The organism is Prauserella sp. PE36, from assembly GCF_003311655.1.
GTDB classification, from domain to species: domain Bacteria; phylum Actinomycetota; class Actinomycetes; order Mycobacteriales; family Pseudonocardiaceae; genus Prauserella_A; species Prauserella_A endophytica.
Genome location: NZ_QEQT01000035.1, coordinates 18,322 through 34,904, shown reverse-complemented (window position 1 = coordinate 34,904; position 16,583 = coordinate 18,322). Strand labels below are relative to the sequence as shown.

Below are 16,583 nucleotides of genomic sequence, written 5' to 3'. Positions count from 1 at the left end.
ACGGTTCCCACGCACTTCTCCTCCCTTTCCGAGAAGCGTGGTGACCGGGATGCCCACACCGTGAGACCGATTCCCCCACCCATTCACGGTGACTTAGCCTGGCAGGTGATTTTCCTACAGTGACGCCGGTTTTGGAGTGCTCGTGTCGGCAACGACGGACAAACTTTCAGCACGTGATTTTCTCCTGAGATCACCGACCTCGTGCGCGGCGCCACAACCGGCTCCAGAGGAACCGGTCCGGGCGGCACCGCTCGTGATCGCCGGCGCAGTCGCCGTGGGGCTCAGCTGGTACGTGTGGGCGGTGCACGGCCAGCGCTTCGGCGCGCTGCTCATCATCGGGCTGTTCCTCGGCGTCGCGCTGTTCCACTCGCGCTTCGGGTTCACGTCGGCATGGCGGCAGCTGATCTCCGTCGGCAACGGGGACGGCCTGCGTGCGCACACGCTCCTGATCGGGACGGCGACCACGCTCATCGCGCTCATCGCCGCCTCCGGCGCGGGACTCTTCGGCGCCGGCCCGGAGCTGTCGGCCGGCTCGATCGGGCTGCCGCTCTTCCTCGGCGCGGCGGTGTTCGCGATCGGCATGCAGCTCGGCGGCGCCTGCGCGTCGGGAACGCTGTTCGCCGTCGGAGCGGGCCAGTCGACCATCGTGCTGACCCTCGGCGGGTTCATCGTGGGCTCGGTGTTCTACACGTGGGCGTTTCCCGCGTTCGACGGCTGGCCCGAGGTCGAGGGGGTCCTGCTCTCCGACCACGTCGGCTGGTTCGGCTCATGGGCCATCACCATCGTTGCGCTGCTCGCGATCGTGGTCGTGACCAGGGTGGTCCAGGCCAGGCGCACACCGCCGCCGGTGGGCGCCGTGCCGACGGCCCGTGGTTTCGCGCGGGTGTTCCGCGGCTCGTGGCCGATGCTCGCCGGCGCGGTGGTGCTCGGTGTGCTGGCCGCCGCGGTGGTGCTCGTCTCCGGCGGCATCTGGGGCGTCACGACGGCGTTCGCCCTGTGGGGCGCCAAGCTGCTGCAGCTGTTCGGCCTGCACCCGGAGACGTGGGAGTTCTGGCAGCAGAGCAGGTACGCCACGATGCTCGAGGGTCCGATCTGGACGGAGAAGACCAGCCTCCCAACATCGGCATCATCCTCGGCGCGGCCGTCGCCGCGTCGCTGGCCGGCACCTGGAAGATCCGCGCCGAGATCCCGTGGCGCACCGCGCTCGCCGCCGTGCTGGGCGGCATCCTGATGGGCATCGGCGCACGCATGGCGGGCGGCTGCAACATCGGCGCCTACCTCGGCGGCATCTCCACCGGGAGCCTGCACGGCTGGCTGTGGGGCCTCTTCGCGCTCGGCGGCACCTGGCTCGGCCTCAAGCTGCGTCCCCTGTTCGGCCTGGCGACCCCGAAGCCCACCGACAGCGCCTGCTGACCCGCTGACGAAAAGGCCCCCAAGGCCACCTTTGTTGCGTTGAACGCAACAAAGGTGGCCTTGGGGGCCGGGTGCCCGCCGGTGCTACCGGCTGAGCGCGGCCTCGATGGCGTCGACGATCTCGGCCGACTCGGGCTCGGTGCGGGGCCGGAAGCGCGCGAGCACCTCGCCGTCGCCCGCCACGAGGAACTTCTCGAAGTTCCACTGCACGTCGCCCGCGGCGCCCTCGGCGTCGGGCACGCGCACGAGTTCCGCGTAGAGCGGATGCCTGCCGTCACCGTTGACCTCGATCTTCTCGAACATCGGGAAGCTCACGCCGTAGGTGGCCGAGCAGAACTGGGCGATCTCCTCGGACGTGCCCGGCTCCTGCCCCATGAACTGGTTGCACGGGAAGCCCGCCACCGAGAAACCGCGGTCGGCGTAGCGCCGCTGGAGCCGCTCCAGCCCCTCGTACTGCGGCGTCAGGCCGCACCGGGATGCCACGTTGACCACGAGCAGGGCCTTGGCGCCCAGTCCGCCCAGCGTCGCGGGGTCGCCGGAGAGGGTGCGCAGTTCGATCTCGGAAACCGACATGATCCCGACCCTACCCGCAGCGGTCAGCGGGCTCGCCCCTCCTTGAGCCGCGCGATCGCCTTGTCGATTCGGCGCCGCCGCGTCTCCGGCTTCTTGGCGCCCTCGATGCCGAGCACGTGGAACCGCTTGTCGCTGTAGGAGATCCCCTCGAAGAACCGCTTCGCCGCGGGCTCGTTCTCGAGCGCCTCGGCGAAGTCGGCGGGAAGCTCCACCTCGCGCGGCGCGGTGTCCGGCTCCACGTCGACATCCACCTCCTCCCCCGCGGCGACCCCCGCCTTGCCACGGTTCTCCGCGCTCAGCGGAAGCATGAACCTGCCGTCCATGACGGCGACCGTGCTGCGGTAGGTGTGCCCGCCGACCGTCACGCGCACCCTGGGCTTCTTGCCCGACCCCAGTGCCGCGACGACGTCGGCGGGCAACTCGAGACCGGTCGCCGCCTTGCCACTGAGCAGGACCGTGCTGCGGAACCTCATCGACGCCTGCTGTGCTCTTGGTGCCACCAAGCGTCGCTCCGACAAACAAATTTGTCAAGACAGCGTGTGTGTTCGGCTGTGCGCCAGCACGGCCTGATGGTGCTCGATGACGATCACGTGTGCCGTCACCGACGGCGCGGACGGCCGCCGACTCGCGGCGCGCCGCCCCGGCGACAGGTGTGTCCGATGGGGACTGACCTCGACGACGAAACCGTCCCCTGCCTGGAGCAGGAGCCGGCTTCGCGCTCGCCGGGCCGCTCGACGGGATCGAGGCGCGTTGCCCGCGCGGGACTGAGCGTCCGTCGTCCGGTGGACAGCCGGTTCCGTCCTGCGGTCGTCGTCGCGGTGTGCGGGGCCGCGCGACGATCGGGCCATGGACGCACTGAGCGTGTCCCGGCGGGCGGCGTCGCCGCCCCGGTTCGCCGGGGGCCCCGTGGGCGTGGTCGTCGCGGTGCAGTTCGCGGTTCTCACCGCGCTGTCGGGCCGCTACGGGTTCCACCGCGACGAGCTGTACTTCCTCGCGGCCGGCGCGCGGCCCGCGTGGGGCTACGCCGACCAGCCGCCGCTCACGCCACTGCTCGCGCGGCTCTCCGTGGAGCTGTTCGGCAGCACCCCGGTGGGCCTGCGGGTGGTGGCGAGCGTGCTCGGCGCCGCGACGGTCGTGGTGGTGGCACTGGTGGCCAGGGAGCTGGGCGGCGGCAAGGGTGCACAGGTGCTCGCGGCCTCGGCGACGGCGCTGTCGGCGTTCGGGCTCGTGGTGTCGCACATGCTGTCCACCACGACCGTCGACGTGCTCATGTGGACGGTGCTCGGGTTGCTGACGCTGCGGCTGCTGCGCACCGGGGACGGGCGCTGGTGGGTGGCCATCGGCACCGCGGCAGGCATCGCGCTGGAGAACAAGTGGCTGGCGCCGCTGCTGCTCGTGGCGCTAGGGGCCGGCGTGCTCGCCGCGGGGCCCCGGTCGGTGCTGCGGAGCGGCTGGCTCGCCGTGGGCGTGGCGGTGGCCGCGATCCTCGCGGCGCCGGCGATCGCGTGGCAGGCGGCGCACGACTTCCCGCTGCTCGGAGTGGCGGCGGGCATCAGTGAGGACGACGGCGCTGGCAACCGGATGCTGTTCGTGCCGATGCAGGTGGTGTACCTGTCGCCCGTGCTCGTGCCGGTGTGGGCCGCGGGGCTCGTGCGGCTGTGGCGGGAGCCGGAACTGCGCTGGGCGCGCGCTCTCGCGGTGGGCTACCCGGTGCTGTGCGCGGCGCTGCTCGTGCTCGGCGGGAAGCCGTACTACGCCGTGCCGGCACTGTTCCTGCTGACCGCCGCCGGAGCCCCGGCCGCGCTCCGCTGGCTCGGCACGGGCAGGTACGCGGCGCGGCGGTCGGCAGCCGGGGTGCTCGCCGTGGTGGGGGCGGCGATGTCGGTGGTGGTCGCCCTGCCGGTACTGCCCCCGGCCGCGCTCGGTCCGGTGCTCGCGATGAACCCGGAGCAGGGCGAGCAGGTGGGCTGGCCGGAGTTCACGGCCACCGTCGCGGGCGTGTGGCACAGCATCCCGCCCGGGGAGCGTGCCGGGGCCGTGATCCTCACCCGCAACTACGGGCAGGCCGGCGCGATCGAGCACTACGGCCCTCGGCACGGCCTCCCGCGCGCCTACTCGGGCCATATGTCCTATGCGGACTGGGGGCCGCCGCCGGAGGAGAAGACCGGCCCGGTGGTGCTCGTCGGCGCGCCCGGCCCGGCTGCCGACGTCCTCACCGGCTGCCGCGTGGCCGCTGTGCACGACAACGGTCTCGGCCTCGCCAACGACGAGCAGGGCACGCCGGTCCGGCTCTGCGACGGACCGCGTGCCCCGTGGCCGCAACTGTGGCCGCGCCTGCGCCACCTCTACTGACGCGAGCCCATCGCATCGTCCAGCTCCGCGACCAGCCGGGCCTTCGGCCGCGCGCCCACGATCGTCCGGGCCGGCCGCCCGTCCCGGAACAGGATCAGCGTCGGCAGCGACATGACCTGGTACTCGCGCCCGGTCAGCGGGTTCTCGTCATTGTTGATCTTGCGGATGGTCAGCTCCCCAGCACGCTCTGCCGCGAGCTGTGCGAGCACCGGCGCGATCATGTGGCACGGCGGGCACCACTGGGCCCAGAAGTCCACCAGCACGGGCCCGGGGCGCTCGAGCACCTCGGCGCGGAAGGTCTCGTCGGTGATGGCGAGGACCTCGCCGGTCACGTCAGCCGTCGTCATCGGCTCTCCAGTTCGTCGGGTGGTTGCGCGCTGCCGGGCACGACGCACGGCAGCGGGTGGCGCGCGAGCGCCGACGCGAGCTTGGCGACGAGGCCGGAGCGCACCTCGCCTAACTGGGCGAGCAGCGCGTCCACCTCGGCGATCTTGCGTTCGTAGACCTCGATCGAGTCGGCGCACGAGTCGCCCGTCTCGTGCCCGGCGCGCAGGCAGTCGACGAACGGTCTCGTGTCGTCGAGGCTCAGCCCCACGGCCTGCAACGTGAGGATCTCGCCGACGAGCCGGACGTGTTCCTCGCCGTACTCCCGGTAGCCGTTCGCGGCCCTGGGTGCCGTGAGCAGTCCCTGCGACTCGTAGAAGCGCAGGGCCCTGGTCGTCGTCCCGGCACGCCGGGCGAGCTCGCCGATTCGCATGAGAGCGAGCCTAAGGATTGACGTCAGCGTCAAGGCAACCTGGAATGTGCCTCAGCTCACACAGCGAACGCGGCCGGTTCGGGTCGAAACCGCCCGAGCGGCTCCGACTCCTCAGCGTGACCCGGACAGCCGGACAGCGAAGGAGAACGACGATGAGCAGGATCTCGAGCTTCCTGTGGTTCAACGACCAGGCCGAAGAGGCCACCGAGTACTACGTGTCCCTCGTGCCCAACTCGAAGGTCGGGAAGGTGACCAGAGGCCCCGACGGCAAGGTGCTGGTCGTGAACTTCGAGCTCGACGGCCAGCAGTTCGTCGCGCTCAACGGCGGACCGCAGTTCGCGTTCACGGAGGCCTTCTCCATCTTCGTCACGTGCGACTCGCAGGCCGAAGTCGACGAGCTGTGGAACACGCTCACCGAGGAAGGGGAAGAGGGACAGTGCGGCTGGCTCAAGGACCGCTACGGGCTGTCCTGGCAGATCGTGCCCGTGAGGATGCTCGAGCTGCTGAACGACCCCGATCCCGCGCGCGCCAAACGGGCCATGGACGCCATGATGGGCATGCGCAAGCTCGACGTGGCCGAACTGGAGGCCGCGGCACAGGGCTGACGCCTGACACGTGAGCACCTGAACGGCTCGCTCACCCTCGGCACGGTGATCCTCGGTGCCGACGATGTCCCCCGCGCGATCCGGTTCTGAACGGCCGTGCTCGGCTTCGTCCCGCGCGACGAGCCCGACGCGACGTGGGCCGCGCTGGGACCGCCTGGCCGCCGCGGCACCGGGATCGCGCTGGGGCGCGGCGCGGGCGCATTTCCCACCGATCGGCGGATTTGACCTGGAGCGCGCTCCAGGACCTAGCGTGACGGGAGGATTTGTCTACGGGTAAGGGGATTCCTCATGGAGCTCGGGTTCCACGTGCCGAACTTCGAGATCGACGGCGGCAACACCGCCATCGCCGGTGAGCTGGCGAGGGTCGGCGCCGCGGCGGACAACTCGGGGGCCACCTGGCTGTCGTTCATGGACCACTTCTTCCAGATCGAGCCGGTCGGCCTCCCGGCCGAGGCGCACATGCTGGAGGGGTACACCACGCTCGGCTACCTGGCCGCGCACACCTCACGCATCGACCTTGGCCTGCTCGTCACCGGCGTGACCTACCGGCACCCTGGCCTGCTCGCCAAGATCGTCACCACGCTCGACGTGCTCTCCGGGGGACGGGCCGTACTGGGCATCGGCGCGGCCTGGTTCGAGCGCGAGCACCTGGGGCTCGGCGTGCCGTTCCCGCCGGTCGCCGAGCGGTTCGAACGGCTGGAGGAGACGCTGCGCATCTGCGGACAGATGTGGGACCCCGGGAACAACGGACCGTTCGAGGGCAAGCACTACCGGCTGGCCGAGACGATCTGCTCGCCGCAGCCGGTGCGGCGGCCCCGCGTGCTCATCGGCGGGGGCGGGGAACGCAAGACGCTGCGCCTGGTCACGCGGTACGGGGACGCGTGCAACCTGTTCGCGTCCTCCCCCGAGGCGGTGGAGCACAAGCTCGACGTGCTGCGCCGGCACTGCGACGACGTCGGCCGCGACTACGACGAGATCCGCAAGACCGTGCTCGTCCACGATCCACAGCCGGACGACCGTGACGAGTTCGTGCGCGCCATGGTCCCGTTCGCGAAGCTGGGCGTGCACGCCGCGATCGTCATGCCTCCCGGCGACGCACCCGCCGCCTGGATCGACCGCGTGGCGCCCGTGGTGGGGCAACTGGCCGAGCTGGGGTAGCCACGGCTGCGAGCCGGTGGCCACCACCGGCTCGGATCGCCGGGGTGAGTGCCGGAACGCCGCGAGTTCCTCACCGGGCCGCGTAGTTCGGATCGAGCGCGGCGGCCGCGGGAGCCCAGCCCATCCGGCCCGGCGCCCAGCCGTGCTCGAGCGGCACCCAGAAGAAGAACGTGATCTTGCGCTGGGCGAACAGCCACCCGCCGTCCGAGGTACGGACCATTCGGTCGGTGTACCGGCCTGCGGCCACATGCGGTTTGCCCTCGACCACGCACGGCTGGTACAGCCAGGTCTCGCCACTGGCCGTGTCACCGTCCACAATCACCGTTTCGTTGGCGCTGAAGTGCCACCATGCCGTCAGGGCGCCCTCCTGCAGTCCCGCGAAGAACGTGCGCAGCTCGGCCCGGCCACGGGCGGTGGACAGACCCACGAACGCACCGTCCTCGGTGAACAGCCCGGCCAGCTCCGCCCAGCGCCCGTCGTCAAGGTACTGGCAGTAGCGGGCCCGCAGCTGGCCGATCTCGTGGACGTCCTCGAGCCTGCGCACCCTCGCCAGCAGCTCCGCGTCGGTCATCGCCCGGCCCCCTTCCCGCTCCGCGCCGGGGGAAGCTCGGCTTCGAGCAGCGCCAGCGCGTAGCGGGCATGCTGCTCACCGAGGTCCTGTTTGGACAGCCGACCGCCCGGCCGGTACCACGTGGCGATCGCCGAGCACAGCGACACGATGTTGCGGGCCGCGTCGTCGGGGTAGGGCGTGCGGAACTCGCCGTCGCGCACGCCGTCGGCCACGATCCGCTCGTAGATGTTCTGCGTGCTGTCCCTCGCGGCGACCACGCCCTCGCGCGCCACCCCGGCGAGGTAGCGCACCTCGCTCAGCGCGACGAGCGACTCGACCTGGTGGTCCACGACGAACGCGACGTGTGCGGCGATCGCGGCGCGCAGCCGGTCGGCCGCCCGCTCGCCGGCTCCGCTCACGGCCTCGGTGATCCGGGCCAGTAGTTCGTCGTTGGCCAGCCGCAACAGCTCGGCCAGCAGCTGCGACTTGGCCGGAAAGTAGTTGTAGAGGTTGGACAGGCTCGTGCCGGCGCCCCTGGCCACGTCCCGCATCGAGGCGCCGTGGAAGCCCTTGGCGCCGAACGCCTCCAGCGCGGCGCGCAGGATGGCGACCTCGTTGGCCCGGCTGCCGTCGCGAACGAGACCTGGAGAACGACTGTTCATGTCCGCAGGCTATGGGCACGGCCGGTAGTGGGTCAAGTACCAGGTCACAGGGTTGACGAATCGAGAACATAGTGTTTTCGTAAGAACGATCGTTCGTATCATTGAGGCACTGGCCGCATTGGAGCGCCATGACCACCCACCGGTACTTCGAGGACTTCGAGGTGGGGCAGCGATGTTCGGGCGAGCCCCGGCAGCTCTCCGCCGACGACCCCTCCGACCTCGGCCACTTCGGACCCGACGCGCTCACCGCGCTGTTCGAGCAGTCCGGCGGCCTGCTCCTCGACGCGAGCTGGCACTACCGTGCCCCCATCAGGGCCGGCAGCACACTGCACTTCGAGCAGACCGTCACACGCTGCCGCCGCACGCGGGGCGGCGAGAACGGCGTCGTCACCCGGCACGGCGTGCTCGTGGACGAGCACGGGCGCACGGTGCGCGAGGGCAGCGCGACCGTGCTCGTGCCCGCACGGGGCGAGGGCCCCGACCCGGTCGGGCGCGCCTTCTGCACCCCGGCCTGGGCCGAGGCGCTGGCCGCCCGGCTCGCCGGGGACGACCGGTTCGCCGCCGCCACCGAGACCTGGGACGGCACGATCGGCCTTCGCTGCGGTGAGGACGAGGTGCACCTGCGCGTGTACTGCGGCGCGGTGATCCAGGCGGCCAGAAGGACACCGCACGGCGCGACGTTCACGCTCGGCGCGAGTGAACCGGCCTGGACGGAGCTGCTCACGGGGCCCGACGGCGACTTCGTGCGCCACGCCATGACCGGGCTGTTCGACGTGCGGGGCAGCGGCTACGAGTACCTGCGGCTGACGAAGGTGCTCGCGCTGCTCGTCGAGCACGCGCGCGAACTGGCGGCCGAAGGTGGTGCGGCATGATCGAGGCCGCGTACACCGACATCGGCGGCACACTGTCCTATGTAGAGCAGTCGGGTACGGGACGACCCGTGCTGTGCCTGCACACCGCGGGCCAGAGCGGCGTCCAGTGGAGGCACACCACGGCCGCGCTCGCCGCGCTCGGCTACCGCGTCGTCGTACCCGACCTGCCGGGGCACGGCCGTTCCGAGCCCGCGCCCGGCGGCCCGGTGACCGACCTCGGCGACTACGCGGCGTGGTGCGAGACGCTCATCGGCGCGCTCGGGCTACGGCGGCCGTTCGTGGTCGGATGCTCGATCGGCGGCAAGATCGCGCTGGACCTCGCCGTGCGCATGGGCGAGCGGCTCGCCGGCGTGGTCGCCATGGCCGCCGAGGCCGGGCCGGGACACATCGGCCTCGCCGGACTGCGCAGGGAGCTGGAGGACGTCGCCGCGCCGAGCCGCGCCGACCGCACCCACCTCGGCACGCTCGCCGTCGTGGGAAGGAAGGTCACAGCCGAGCGGGCCGGGCTGATCGCGACGATGCACCGCAGGGAGGACCCCGCCGTCTCCACCTCGGACCTCCTCGGGTGGGGCACGCACGACGTGCGCGCGGGGCTCGCCCGCGTCCGCTGCCCCGTGCACGTCGTGGCGGGCGCCGACGACCTGTGGCTCGACCTCGCCGCCGTGCGGGCGACCGCGGCCGCCGTTCCCGGCGCGCGCTGCACGATCCTCGACGGCATCGGCCACTACCCGATGGAGGAGCTCGAGGACTTCGCCGCGACGCTGCACGGCTGGCTGAGCGGGCTGGGAGGCACCCGATGAGATTGCTGGAGCTGCTGTCGGATCTCGTCGCGCGCGACCCCGGCGCGGTGGTGGCGATCGACGCCCACCCTGAACAGCCGGTGCGGGTGACGCGCAGGGAGCTGTGGCAGCGCACGCTCACGCTGAGCGCCGGCCTCCGTGAGGCGGGCGTCGGCCGGGGCGGCTGTGTGGCCGTGTGGCTGCCGAACTGGTCGGACGCGCTGTGCTGGCAGTTCGCCGCCGCGTCGCTCGGCGCGCACGTGATCGGCGTGAACACCCGGTACAACGTCGACGAGGTACGCCACGTGCTGGAGCGCGCGCGACCGTCGGTGGTGGCGCTGGCCTGCGGGTTCCACGGACTCGACCTCGTAGGGCGGCTGCGCGAGGCGGTGGGCGGGGCCGGCGCTCCGGCGCCCGCCGTGGCCGTCGTCGCCGGGCCGCACGGCACGGCACCGGCCGACCTCACGCCGTACGACGTCGGCGCGGGCGCGTGGGTCCCGTGCGGGCCCGCCGAACAGCCGGAGCCGGTGGGCGCCGACGAGCTGGCCGTCGCGTTCACCACCTCCGGCTCCACGGGCAGGCCCAAGCTGGCCGCGCACAAGGAGTCCGCCGTGGTGGACCACGCGCTGGCCGACGCCGAGGGCATCGGCATCCGCGACGGAGACGTGGTGGTGTGCGTGCTGCCGCTTTCGGGCGTGTTCGGTTTCAACACGGCCATGGCGGCGATCGCGGGCGGAGCCGCATGCCTGCTGGAGCCGGTGTTCGACGAGCACGCCGTGCTGGGCGACATGGCACGCTGGCAGTCGACGCACCTGGTGGGCGGCGATGACCTGGTCGGCAGGCTCGCGGCGGCGTGGCAGGCCGAACCGCGCCGGCTGCCGTCGTGGCGGTGGCTCGGGATCGCCGACTTCCTCGGCCGGTCGCGGGAGCTGGCCGAATGGGCGCTGCGCGAGTTCGGCACCGTGACCACCGGTGTCTACGGCTCGTCCGAGGCGTTCGCGCTCACCGCGTTCTGGCCGAGGGACGAGCCCGCGCCCCGGCGCTGGCGTGGCGGCGGACGGCTCGTCTCGCCGCGCATCGAGGCCAGGATCGCCGACCCCGGCACGGGACGCCCGCTGCCCCCGGGGCGACAGGGTGAGCTGCAGCTGCGCGGGCCCAACGTCGTCGACGCCTACCTCGGCGACGACGACGCGGCCGCGCGCGCGTTCACCGCCGACGGCTGGTTCCGCACCGGCGACCTCGCCGAGCTCGCCGACGACGGGGCGTTCACCTACGTCTGCCGGATGGGCGATGTGCTGCGGCTGCACGGTTTTCTCGTCGACCCGGCGGAGATCGAGCGGCGGCTCGCCGAGCACGACGCGGTGGACGTGACGAAGGTCGTCGGTGTCCGCGGCGCGGACGGCGCGCAGCGCGCGGTCGCGTTCGTGGTGCCGACCACGCCGGGTGCCGTGAGCGAGGAGGAGCTGCGTGCGTGGTGCGCGCGGTCGCTGGCGAGGTTCAAGGTCCCCTCGGCGATCGAGCTGATCGAGCGCATGCCCACGACGTCGGGCACGAACGGCACCAAGATCAGGGCGGCCACGCTGCGGGAGTGGGCCCGGCAGCGCCACGGCGGAGGGTGGCCAAACACGTAACCCATCGGTTACGCTTTTCCCGTGGAGGTGGCAGGCGCGATCGCGGACCCGGTGCGCCGGGAGATCCTGCTGATGCTGCGCGACGGCGACCTGACGGTCGGCGAGATCGTGGCGCGGTTCGACATCAGCCGTCCGGCGATCAGCCGCCACCTGCGCGTGCTCAGGGACAGCGGCCTGGTGCACGCCGAGACCACGGGCAGGCAGCGGCGCTACACGCTCGACGTGGCACCGCTGACCGAGCTCGCCGAGTGGCTCACCCAGTTCGACAACGGCAGCCGCTGGCAACGGCGCTTCGACGCGCTCGAGACCGAGGTCCACCGCACCCGGCGAGAACGGCGGCAACGACGGGAGCGTCCGTACACGGCCGAACTGTCCAAGGAGGACACCGCATGAGCCCGACACCCACCGGCAGGCTCCTTCGCACCGACGAGGGTTACGAACTGGTCCTCACGCGCACGTTCCGCGCGCCCATCGACGACGTGTGGGCCAGCGTCACCGAATCCGACCGCACGGCACGGTGGTTCGGACCGTGGCGGGGCGACGCGGCGCCGGGCAACGCAATCCAGGTGCAGCTGTCCGCCGAGGACGGCGCGCCGTGGAGCGACGTGCGCATCGACGCCTGCGAGCCGCCCCGCCACCTGACCGTCACGCTGACCGACGAGTCCGGCGGCTGGCGGCTGGAGCTGCGGCTCACCGAGCACGAGGGCATCACGACGCTGCGGTTCACCCAGCAGCTCGACTCCGTCGACGGCGTCGGCGACATCGGCCCCGGCTGGGAGTTCTACCTCGATCGGCTCGTCGCCGCCCGCGACGGCTCAGCGCTGCCGGACTTCGACGACTACCACCCCGCGCAGAAGGCCTACTACGAGTCCGGGCCCGGACTCTAGCCTGGAGCCATGCGGATCGTGTCGCTGCTGCCCGCCGCCACCGACATCGTCGCCGAGCTGGGCAGGCTGGAGGACCTCGTCGGGCGCACGCACGAATGCGACTGGCCCGCCGAGGTGGCGTCGGTGCCGGTGGTCACCGGCGACGAGATCGGCGCCGACCTCGGCAGCAGGGAGATCTCCGCCGCGGTCGGCGGTGCCCACCAGGGCTCCGCACTGTACACAGTGGACATCGAACTGCTCGGCAGGCTCGCGCCGGACGTGGTGCTGACCCAGGACCTGTGTGACGTCTGCGCCGTCTCCTACGCACAGGTCTCGGCCGCCGTGCGGGTGCTGGAGTCCGGGCCGCGCGTGTTCAGCCTGGAGCCGCGCACGCTGCCCGAGGTGCTGGACTCGCTGCGCGTCGTGGGCGAGGCGCTGGGCTGTGCCGACGTCGCCGAGCGGCGGATCGCGGCGCTGAGGGAACGGCTCGCCGCGGTGCGGGCGCGCGTCTCCGGGCGGCCCCGGCCGAGGGTGGTGGCGATCGAGTGGCTGGACCCGCTGTGGCCCGCGGGCCACTGGGTGCCCGAGCAGATCGAGGCGGCGGGCGGCACGGCGCTGCTGGCCCGGCCCGGCGAGCACACGAAGCCGATGTCGTGGCGGACGGTGCTCGACGCGCGGCCGGACGTGCTGCTGTTGCTGCCATGCGGGTTCGCGCCCGAACGCACCCTCGCCGAGCTGGACCTGCTCACCGGGCAGCCGGGCTGGGCGGACCTGCCCGCAGTGCGAACCGGCGCGGTGTGGGTGCTCGACGGGCCTGCCCACTTCAACCGCCCCGGCCCGCGCGTGGTGCGCGGCGCCGAGGTGCTCGCCCACGTGCTGCACGGCGTCGAGCCACCGGAACCGGTCACCACGGCGGAGGCCAGGAAGATCGGGAGCGCACGGTGACCGCGGTCCGAGAGCTGCAGGAAAGGGCGGCCCGCGCGCTGCCCGCCGAGCAGTTAGAACGTGCAGGCGAGTGGTGGCTGCGCCACACCCCAGGGGCGTCGTGGTGGGCGGGCTCGGTGCTGCCTCACGGCCATCCCGGGGCGGACGACCTCGCGCGCCGGATCGCCCGGGCCGAGCGGTTCTACGGCGAACGCGGTGTCACCACGCGGTTTCAGATCAGCCCCGGCGCATGCCCCGACGGGCTCGACGCGGTGCTGGCCGAGCGCGGTTACCGCCGCGAGAGCCCGATGTCGCTGCGGACCGCGCCGATCGCGCGTGTGCTGGACGGCGCCGACGGCCCGCTCCGCGTGCACATCGAGAACACGCCGACGCCCGCCTGGTTCGCCGCCTGGCACGCCGTGCACGGCGACGGCGGTGACCCGCGCCCCGAGTGGGACCTGCTCGCCCGGCTGCGGCAGCCGAGCGCCTACGCCGCCGTGACCGACGGCGCCGAGGTGATCGCCGTCGGGCGCGCGACCGCCGACACCGGCTGGGCCGGGCTGTTCGGCATGGCCACGCTGCCCGAGGCCCGGGGCAAGGGCGCGGCCCGCGCGGTGCTCGCGGGCCTGGCCCGCTGGGCGGCCCGCCAGGGAGCGAGCGACCTGTACCTCCAGGTGGAGCGGGACAACGGCGCCGCCGTGCGGCTCTACGAGCGCGCCGGCTTCACCGAAGCCTGCGCCTACCACTACCGCGTCGCGAGCTGAGCGGGCAGGCCGCTCACGCGGCACCGGCGCCGGACAGCCCGGCCCTGCTCAGCAGCCGCTCCGCCCGCAGCACCACCGGCCGGTCGACCATCGTGCCCTCGTGCACCCCGACCGAGCCCTGCTCGGCGACGGCCAGCACCTCGCGGGCCCAGCGCAGCTCCTCCTCGGAGGGTGCCAGCGCGGCGTGCACCGGCGCCAGCTGCCGAGGGTGCACGCACAGCTTGCCGGTGAAGCCCAGCTCGACGGCGTGCTCGGTGTCGGCGACCAGCCTCGCCTCGTCGTCGAGCTTGGCCGTGACGCCGTCCAGCGGCGGCGCGCAGCCCGCACCCGCCGCCGCCAGCACGAGCGTGGAGCGTGCGGTGGCGAGCGCGACGTGTGAGTCGGGGTCGACGCCGAGCTGCGCGGCGAGATCGATGCTGCCGAACGCGGGCCGCACCGCGGCGGGCGCGGCGCAGATCTCGCGGGCCCGCAGCACCCCGTCGGCGGTCTCGATGAGCGGCACCACACCGGTGCCCGAGCCGAGCACCGCCGCGGCGGCGGTGACGTCGCGCGCGTGCTCGGCCTTCGGCAGCATCACCACGGTCGCGAGCCCCGCGAGCGCGGCGAGGTCGGCGTCGTGGAACTCGGTGTCGGCGCCGTTGACGCGAACGACCGCCGTGTTGCCCTCGGCAAGCCAGGCACGGACGTGCTCACGCGCGGTGTCCTTGTCGTCCGCGCCCACGGCGTCCTCGAGGTCGAGCACCACACCGTCGGCGCCTGCTGCCGCCGCCTTCGCGAACCGGTCCGGCCGGTGCCCCGGCACGAACAGCAGAGTGCGCGCGGACGCGACGTCGTTCAACCGCATCGAGCATGTCCCTTCACGTGTCACCGATAGCCAGCGCGGTGAACGCTACGCGATGTCGGTGACCCCGGGATCGCTGTCCACCGCGCTCACGGAGGCTGGACGCTGGTCGTCCGGACGCGCACCGATCGATCGTTGTTCCCGTCCGCCCGGACCCTCCGGTCGCGGGGAACCCACCACCGCCGGGAGGGCCCGGCGAAGACCGGAAACTCAGCGCAGCGGCGCGGTCCAGGTGAAGCGGGTGCCGCCGCCGTCCCGCGCGGCGAGCACCAGGTCGCCGCCCCGCGCGCGGGCGCGGGCGCGCAGGTCGGCGAGGTCGGCGGAGGCGTCGGCGCTTCCGGCGCCGTCGTCGGCGACCTCCACCACCACGTCCTCGCCGACCCGCACGTCAACGGTGATCCAGTTCGCCGAGCCGCCGCGCAGCGCGTTGGCGAGCCCCACGCGCAGCGCGGCCTCGACCTGGCTGCTCAGCTCAGGCGGCACGAGCGTGTCCACCGCACCGCCGAGCCGGATCGAGGGCGAGACGCGTGTGTCCTGGGTGAGGTCCGCCGCGATGTCGAGCAGCCTGCGGCGGAGACTCGCCGCATCCTCCCGCTCGCCGGAGGAGTGCAGGTCGAAGATCGACGTGCGGATCTCGCGCACGGTCCTGTCGAGCTGCTCCAGGGCCGAGGTGATCCGCTCCCGCGAATGCGCGTCGGCGACCCTGCGCAGCGTGCCCTGCAGCGTCATGCCGGTGGCGAACAGCCGCTGGATCACGTGGTCGTGCAGGTCGCGGGCGATGCGGTCCCGGTCGGCGAGCAGGGCGAGCCTGCGCTCGTCCTGCTGCTTGTCCGCGAACTCCAGCGCGACGGTGGCCTGCGCCGCGAACGACGACAGCACGGGCACCAGGTCGGAGCCGAACCGTGGGGCGCCCTTCGCCCGCGCCGCGAGCAGCACGCCGCCGGAGCCGCCCGCCTTGCGCAGCGCCGTGACCACGACGGGTCCGAACGTAGTGCCGAGCAACGTGGGTTCGGCCCGGGGCACCGCGCCGAGGTCGGCGACGAGCTTCGGCTCACCGGTGCGCAGCACGTCGCCCACCACGGGGTCGGCACCGGACACGGTGCCGCCGGCGAGCGCGTCGGCCCGCTCCCCCGCGGCGGCCACGACCGAGAGCGGGCCGCCTTCCCGGCCCAGCAGGATCAGCGTCAACGCGGCGCCGGAGACCTCGCCGGCGAGCTCGGCGATGAGCCGCAGCGTCTCGTCGGTGGTCGCATCGACGAGAATGGTCGCGTTGATCGTCCCGGTCGCCTCGAACCACCGCTCGCGCATACGCGAGTACTCGAAGAGCCGCGCGTTCTCCACGGCGACACCTGCCGCCGCGGCCAACGAGCGGAGCACGATCTCGTCGTCGGCGGTGAACTCTCCGCCGCCCTGCTTGTCAGCGAGGTAGAGGTTGCCGAAGACCTCGTCGCGCACGCGGACCGGCACGCCGAGCACTCCCGGCCCGCCCGGCAACTCACCCAGCCGAGCCCTGGTGGCGGCGTCGACGCCCTCGTGCACGAACGTCCGGTGGTCGCCGAGCACGGCCAGCGCGCCGGACCTGGCTCCGACCAGCCCCACCGCGACCTGCACGATCCGCCGCAGCGTTGAGTCCAGTTCGAGCCCGGCGCCCACGGCGAGCACGGACTCCAGCAACGCCTGCAACCGGTCGCCGGTCTCGCGCATCTCGGCGAGCCGGTGCTGGACGCCGGCGAGCAGGTCGTCGAGCCGCAATGCGGCCAGCGTGTCGGACACGGACCTGGGCCGGTGGGCGTCCGACTGCTCGGGTCTGGCAGACATCCTCGTCAGAAGCTCCCG

Annotated in this window: 18 protein-coding genes and 1 pseudogene; 11 read left to right on the top strand and 8 right to left on the bottom strand. The window is 72.8% G+C overall.

Annotation, left to right across the window (positions count from 1 at the left end; translation table 11 throughout):
• Nucleotides 1-142: 142 nt before the first annotated feature.
• Nucleotides 143-1,413 (top strand): annotated as a pseudogene (locus tag DI005_RS04500) (YeeE/YedE family protein).
• Between the two features lie 84 nt (nt 1,414-1,497).
• Here DI005_RS04500 and DI005_RS04495 read toward each other — a convergent pair.
• Entirely contained in the window at nt 1,498-1,986 is a 489-nt protein-coding gene (locus DI005_RS04495; RefSeq protein ID WP_112272264.1) for a glutathione peroxidase, read from the bottom strand.
• 23 nt (nt 1,987-2,009) lie between these two features.
• Complete coding sequence (locus DI005_RS04490; RefSeq protein WP_113641345.1) at nt 2,010-2,459, bottom strand: YdeI/OmpD-associated family protein; 450 nt, start codon at nt 2,457-2,459, stop codon at nt 2,010-2,012.
• A 373-nt stretch (nt 2,460-2,832) separates the two neighbouring features.
• Between DI005_RS04490 and DI005_RS04485 the strand changes: the two genes are divergently transcribed.
• Nucleotides 2,833-4,338, top strand: coding sequence for a glycosyltransferase family 39 protein (locus DI005_RS04485; RefSeq protein WP_113641344.1), 1,506 nt, complete (start codon nt 2,833-2,835; stop codon nt 4,336-4,338).
• Here DI005_RS04485 and trxA read toward each other — a convergent pair.
• Together trxA and DI005_RS04475 are read right to left on the bottom strand one after the other, a co-directional pair.
• Nucleotides 4,332-4,685: a thioredoxin gene (gene trxA / locus DI005_RS04480; RefSeq protein WP_113641343.1), complete on the bottom strand. Its 354-nt coding sequence runs from the start codon at nt 4,683-4,685 to the stop codon at nt 4,332-4,334. The genes DI005_RS04485 and trxA overlap by 7 nt on opposite strands.
• Entirely contained in the window at nt 4,682-5,095 is a 414-nt protein-coding gene (locus DI005_RS04475; RefSeq protein ID WP_112272271.1) for a MerR family transcriptional regulator, read from the bottom strand. Before DI005_RS04475 ends, trxA begins: the two co-directional genes overlap by 4 nt.
• A gap of 152 nt (nt 5,096-5,247) precedes the next feature.
• Between DI005_RS04475 and DI005_RS04470 the strand changes: the two genes are divergently transcribed.
• Nucleotides 5,248-5,700 carry a VOC family protein gene (locus DI005_RS04470; protein ID WP_112272273.1) on the top strand — a complete coding sequence of 151 codons (453 nt, stop codon included), beginning with the start codon at nt 5,248-5,250 and terminating at the stop codon, nt 5,698-5,700.
• Nucleotides 5,701-5,988: 288 nt separating this feature from the next.
• The gene (locus tag DI005_RS04465) at nt 5,989-6,858 is read left to right on the top strand and encodes an LLM class F420-dependent oxidoreductase (protein WP_113641342.1); all 870 of its coding nucleotides are present in this window, start codon (nt 5,989-5,991) and stop codon (nt 6,856-6,858) included.
• A 70-nt stretch (nt 6,859-6,928) separates the two neighbouring features.
• Here the strand turns inward: DI005_RS04465 and DI005_RS04460 are convergent, their stop codons facing one another.
• Nucleotides 6,929-7,429: a nuclear transport factor 2 family protein gene (locus tag DI005_RS04460; protein ID WP_112272277.1), complete on the bottom strand. Its 501-nt coding sequence runs from the start codon at nt 7,427-7,429 to the stop codon at nt 6,929-6,931.
• Complete coding sequence (locus tag DI005_RS04455; RefSeq protein ID WP_113641341.1) at nt 7,426-8,070, bottom strand: TetR/AcrR family transcriptional regulator; 645 nt, start codon at nt 8,068-8,070, stop codon at nt 7,426-7,428. Before DI005_RS04455 ends, DI005_RS04460 begins: the two co-directional genes overlap by 4 nt.
• A 128-nt stretch (nt 8,071-8,198) precedes the next feature.
• On the opposite strand from DI005_RS04455, the gene DI005_RS38135 reads away from it, so the two are divergent.
• From DI005_RS38135 to DI005_RS04420, 7 genes are read left to right on the top strand one after another with little or no spacing between them, the layout of a single operon-like run.
• Nucleotides 8,199-8,942: a MaoC family dehydratase N-terminal domain-containing protein gene (locus tag DI005_RS38135; protein WP_158303187.1), complete on the top strand. Its 744-nt coding sequence runs from the start codon at nt 8,199-8,201 to the stop codon at nt 8,940-8,942.
• Nucleotides 8,939-9,742: an alpha/beta fold hydrolase gene (locus tag DI005_RS04445; RefSeq protein ID WP_112272281.1), complete on the top strand. Its 804-nt coding sequence runs from the start codon at nt 8,939-8,941 to the stop codon at nt 9,740-9,742. The genes DI005_RS38135 and DI005_RS04445 overlap by 4 nt, the downstream gene beginning before the upstream one ends.
• Nucleotides 9,739-11,352, top strand: coding sequence for an AMP-binding protein (locus DI005_RS04440; RefSeq protein WP_113641340.1), 1,614 nt, complete (start codon nt 9,739-9,741; stop codon nt 11,350-11,352). Before DI005_RS04445 ends, DI005_RS04440 begins: the two co-directional genes overlap by 4 nt.
• Nucleotides 11,353-11,373: 21 nt before the next feature.
• The gene (locus DI005_RS04435; RefSeq protein ID WP_228714155.1) at nt 11,374-11,745 is read left to right on the top strand and encodes a helix-turn-helix transcriptional regulator; all 372 of its coding nucleotides are present in this window, start codon (nt 11,374-11,376) and stop codon (nt 11,743-11,745) included.
• Nucleotides 11,742-12,239 carry an SRPBCC family protein gene (locus DI005_RS04430; protein ID WP_112272287.1) on the top strand — a complete coding sequence of 166 codons (498 nt, stop codon included), beginning with the start codon at nt 11,742-11,744 and terminating at the stop codon, nt 12,237-12,239. The genes DI005_RS04435 and DI005_RS04430 overlap by 4 nt, the downstream gene beginning before the upstream one ends.
• Before the next feature lie 9 nt (nt 12,240-12,248).
• Nucleotides 12,249-13,163 (top strand): cobalamin-binding protein, encoded by a 915-nt coding sequence (locus DI005_RS04425; protein WP_113641339.1) that lies wholly within the window; start codon nt 12,249-12,251, stop codon nt 13,161-13,163.
• Nucleotides 13,160-13,906, top strand: a complete 747-nt coding sequence (locus DI005_RS04420) for a GNAT family N-acetyltransferase (protein ID WP_113641338.1) — start codon at nt 13,160-13,162, stop codon at nt 13,904-13,906. The genes DI005_RS04425 and DI005_RS04420 overlap by 4 nt, the downstream gene beginning before the upstream one ends.
• Before the next feature lie 13 nt (nt 13,907-13,919).
• Here DI005_RS04420 and DI005_RS04415 read toward each other — a convergent pair whose 3' ends face one another.
• Both DI005_RS04415 and DI005_RS04410 read right to left on the bottom strand, forming a co-directional pair.
• Nucleotides 13,920-14,750, bottom strand: a complete 831-nt coding sequence (locus DI005_RS04415) for a CoA ester lyase (RefSeq protein WP_112272293.1) — start codon at nt 14,748-14,750, stop codon at nt 13,920-13,922.
• 207 nt (nt 14,751-14,957) lie between these two features.
• A complete protein-coding gene (locus DI005_RS04410) occupies nt 14,958-16,565 on the bottom strand; it encodes a GAF domain-containing sensor histidine kinase (RefSeq protein WP_113641337.1) in 1,608 nt (535 codons plus the stop codon).
• Between the last annotated feature and the right edge of the window lie 18 nt (nt 16,566-16,583).

Coding starts and splice junctions, on each gene's coding strand:
- DI005_RS04495 (WP_112272264.1), bottom strand. CDS start 1,986: ATGTCGGTTTCCGAGATCGAACTGCGCACCCTCTCCGGCGACCCCGCG.
- DI005_RS04445 (WP_112272281.1), top strand. CDS start 8,939: ATGATCGAGGCCGCGTACACCGACATCGGCGGCACACTGTCCTATGTA.
- DI005_RS04475 (WP_112272271.1), bottom strand. CDS start 5,095: ATGCGAATCGGCGAGCTCGCCCGGCGTGCCGGGACGACGACCAGGGCC.
- trxA (WP_113641343.1), bottom strand. CDS start 4,685: ATGACGACGGCTGACGTGACCGGCGAGGTCCTCGCCATCACCGACGAG.
- DI005_RS04425 (WP_113641339.1), top strand. CDS start 12,249: ATGCGGATCGTGTCGCTGCTGCCCGCCGCCACCGACATCGTCGCCGAG.
- DI005_RS04415 (WP_112272293.1), bottom strand. CDS start 14,750: ATGCGGTTGAACGACGTCGCGTCCGCGCGCACTCTGCTGTTCGTGCCG.
- DI005_RS04490 (WP_113641345.1), bottom strand. CDS start 2,459: ATGAGGTTCCGCAGCACGGTCCTGCTCAGTGGCAAGGCGGCGACCGGT.
- DI005_RS04470 (WP_112272273.1), top strand. CDS start 5,248: ATGAGCAGGATCTCGAGCTTCCTGTGGTTCAACGACCAGGCCGAAGAG.
- DI005_RS04410 (WP_113641337.1), bottom strand. CDS start 16,565: ATGTCTGCCAGACCCGAGCAGTCGGACGCCCACCGGCCCAGGTCCGTG.
- DI005_RS04440 (WP_113641340.1), top strand. CDS start 9,739: ATGAGATTGCTGGAGCTGCTGTCGGATCTCGTCGCGCGCGACCCCGGC.
- DI005_RS04485 (WP_113641344.1), top strand. CDS start 2,833: ATGGACGCACTGAGCGTGTCCCGGCGGGCGGCGTCGCCGCCCCGGTTC.
- DI005_RS04465 (WP_113641342.1), top strand. CDS start 5,989: ATGGAGCTCGGGTTCCACGTGCCGAACTTCGAGATCGACGGCGGCAAC.
- DI005_RS38135 (WP_158303187.1), top strand. CDS start 8,199: ATGACCACCCACCGGTACTTCGAGGACTTCGAGGTGGGGCAGCGATGT.
- DI005_RS04430 (WP_112272287.1), top strand. CDS start 11,742: ATGAGCCCGACACCCACCGGCAGGCTCCTTCGCACCGACGAGGGTTAC.
- DI005_RS04455 (WP_113641341.1), bottom strand. CDS start 8,070: ATGAACAGTCGTTCTCCAGGTCTCGTTCGCGACGGCAGCCGGGCCAAC.
- DI005_RS04460 (WP_112272277.1), bottom strand. CDS start 7,429: ATGACCGACGCGGAGCTGCTGGCGAGGGTGCGCAGGCTCGAGGACGTC.